At 60.0% G+C, this 3335-nt stretch carries 1 protein-coding gene and 1 pseudogene; one reads left to right on the top strand and one right to left on the bottom strand.

From position 1 onward, the window contains the following. The first annotated feature begins 11 nt into the window (after window positions 1–11). Window positions 12–2828, top strand: a complete 2817-nt coding sequence (gene polA / locus ACQKP2_RS32250; protein WP_427582302.1) for a DNA polymerase I — start codon at window positions 12–14, stop codon at window positions 2826–2828. Between the two features lie 285 nt (window positions 2829–3113). On the opposite strand, the pseudogene ACQKP2_RS32255 reads toward polA, so the two are convergent. Continuing rightward, window positions 3114–3239: pseudogene (locus ACQKP2_RS32255) on the bottom strand (ribosome biogenesis GTP-binding protein YihA/YsxC); the annotation flags it as partial. Between the last annotated feature and the right edge of the window lie 96 nt (window positions 3240–3335).

A 3335-nucleotide genomic window follows, 5' to 3' on the forward strand; every position in this document is an offset into this window, starting at 1 on the left:
TGATCCTGCACATGAGCCATGCCCCCCTCGTCCTGGTGGACGGTTCTTCTTATCTGTACCGCGCCTTTCACGCGCTGCCACCGCTGACCACCTCCAAAGGCCTGCCGACCGGTGCGGTCAAAGGCGTGTTGAACATGCTCAAGAGTCTGCGCAAGCAGTACCCGGACAGCCCGTTCGCCGTGGTGTTCGATGCCAAGGGTGGGACATTTCGCGATGACATGTACGCCGAGTACAAGGCCAACCGTCCGAGCATGCCCGATGACATGCGCGTGCAGATCGAACCGCTGCACCAGAGTGTGATTGCCCTGGGCTTCCCGCTGCTGTGTGTCGAAGGGGTCGAAGCCGATGACGTGATCGGCACGCTGGCCCGCAGCAGTGCGGCCGCCAATCGCCCGGTGATCATTTCCACTGGCGACAAGGACATGGCGCAACTGGTCGACGGCCACATTACCTTGGTCAATACCATGACCGGTAGCAGCATGGACGTGGAGGGCGTGAAGGAGAAATTCGGCGTCGCTCCCGAGCAGATCATCGATTATCTGGCGCTCATGGGCGACTCTTCCGACAACATTCCGGGCGTCCCGGGCATCGGCCCGAAGACCGCGTCCGGCCTGCTGGTCGGTGTCAATGGCGGCCTGACCGAACTCTACGCGCAGCTCGACATTGTCCCGACCCTGCCGATCCGCGGCGCCAAGACGCTGCCGGCCAAACTCGAAGAGCACAAGGAGATGGCGTTCCTCTCCTACCAGCTGGCGACCATCAAGGTTGACGTTGAGCTGGACGTCACTCTGGACGATCTGCAAATGGGTCCGGAAGACCACGACAAGCTCACCGAGCTTTACAGCCTGCTGGAGTTCAAGAGCTGGTTGAATGATCTGCAACGGGACGCCAAGCGCCTTGAACTGAACACTGCGGCCGAGCCTGAGCCGGCCACCGACCTCTTCAGCGCAAATGAAGTTGCAGTTGAAGCGGAAGCGCCAGTGACAACGCCGGAAAATCAATACGAGATCATTCTTGATCAGGCCCGTTTCGATGCCTGGCTGGAAAAACTGAAAAACGCCCCGCTGTTCGCCTTCGACACCGAAACCACCGGCATCGACGCGCAACAGGCGCAATTGGTGGGGTTGTCGTTTGCCGTGCAGGCCAACGAAGCGGCCTACATCCCGCTGACCCACTCCTACATCGGCGTGCCCGAGCAACTGGATCGCGACACGGTCCTGCTCGCCCTCAAACCGATCCTGGAAGACCCGAAGAAGCTCAAGGTCGGCCAACACGCCAAGTTCGACATGAACATCCTCGCCAACTGTGCCATCGGGGGTGACCAGGCCAATGGCATCACCGTGCGCGGTGTTGCGTTCGACACCATGCTCGAATCCTACGTGCTCAATTCCACGGCGACTCGCCATGACATGGACAGCCTGGCGCTCAAGTACCTGGATCACACGACGGTGAGTTTCCAGGACATCGCCGGCAAAGGCGCGAAACAGCTGACCTTCGACCAGATCGCTCTCGAACAGGCCGGCCCCTACGCCGCCGAAGATGCCGATGTCACCCTGCGCCTGCACCAGGTGCTGCACGAGAAGCTGGCCGCCATCCCGAGCCTGGCCAGTGTGCTGACCGACATTGAAATCCCGTTGGTGCCGGTGTTGGCACGCATCGAGCGCCAGGGCGCTTTTGTCGATGCCGCGCTGCTCGGCGTGCAAAGCATCGAACTGGGCGACAAGATGGTCGCGCTCGAGCGCGAGGCCTTCGAGATCGCCGGCGAGGAATTCAACCTGGGCTCACCCAAGCAGCTGGGCGTCATTCTTTACGAAAAGCTCGGCCTGCCGGTGCTGAAAAAGACCGCCACGGGCCAACCCTCCACGGCTGAAGACGTGCTGGCCAAACTGGCCGAAGACGACTATCGGCTGCCCAAGGTGCTGATGGAATACCGTTCCATGAGCAAACTCAAAAGCACTTATACCGACCGGCTCCCGGAACAGATCAACCCACGCACCGGGCGGATCCACACGTCATACCATCAGGCCGTGGCGTCCACCGGGCGCCTGTCCTCCAGCGATCCGAACCTGCAGAACATTCCGGTGCGCACCGCAGAAGGGCGTCGCATTCGCCAGGCCTTCGTGGCCCCGCCGGGCTACAAACTGCTGGCTGCGGACTATTCGCAGATCGAGTTGCGGATCATGGCGCACCTGTCTCGTGACGAAGGCCTGATGAACGCTTTTCGCCACAATCTGGACGTGCACACCGCGACGGCGGCCGAGGTATTCAAGGTCGAGTTGACTCAGGTGACTTCTGACCAGCGCCGCAGCGCCAAAGCGATCAACTTCGGTTTGATCTACGGCATGGGTGCGCAGAAGCTCGGCAAGGACATCGGTGTCGATACCAAGACTGCCAAGGCTTACATCGATACTTACTTCGCCCGTTATCCAGGTGTTCGCGAGTACATGGAGCGCACCCGCGCGCAGGCGGCGGATCAAGGGTTTGTGGAAACATTCTTCGGGCGTCGCCTGTATCTGCCGGAGATCAACTCCAACAAACCGCAAGAGCGCGCTGCCGCCGAACGCACGGCGATCAACGCGCCGATGCAAGGCACGGCGGCCGACATCATCAAGAAGGCCATGGTCGCAGTGGACAACTGGCTGACGTCCTCCGGTCTGGACGCCAAGGTCATCTTGCAGGTGCACGATGAACTGGTACTCGAGGTGCGCGAGGACCTGGTCGATCAGGTCCGTGAAGAAATTCGTGTGCACATGAGCGGCGCGGCGAAACTGGATGTGCCGTTATTGGTCGAAGTGGGTGTAGGCAACAACTGGGACGAGGCGCACTGAGCCACCCCAGGGAGCTTCTGCCGCGGCATAAGGCCGCGGCAGAGCCGGTAATCATCACTTAGTCCGGAACGTTATTGGCTTTATTCCAAAGGTTTCGGAAAAAATTCTGAACTAATCTGCCGAATCACTACTCAGACTTACTGAATGGCTGGTGAAGCCCTTCAATGCTCCTAATGTTGTGTTAAGTGTTGGCAGATATCTGGACCCCGCCCTAGCGGTCTAGAACTTGAACCCCGGAACTTCCCCCTCCCCATTGAAGTCCGGGGTTTTTTTTGCCTGCAGCTTTTACTCGGCGGCTTCGGCACCCTTGTCGGCCAGTTCCATCCAGCCGGCCAACACCTTGTACGCATCTTCCACGCCCATGCGCTTGGGCGCCGAGAAGAGCTGGATCGTCACGCTGTCACCCCAACCTGTTGGCTCCAGCGGCGGAAATGCCGGCCAGGTCAAAATTGTCCCCCGAGGTGGTGTATGTCTACTCCCCGGCGTTGGAAATGTCGGAGTACATAG

It is taken from the genome of Pseudomonas sp. NPDC089569, from assembly GCF_050280625.1.
Classification (GTDB): Bacteria; Pseudomonadota; Gammaproteobacteria; order Pseudomonadales; family Pseudomonadaceae; genus Aquipseudomonas.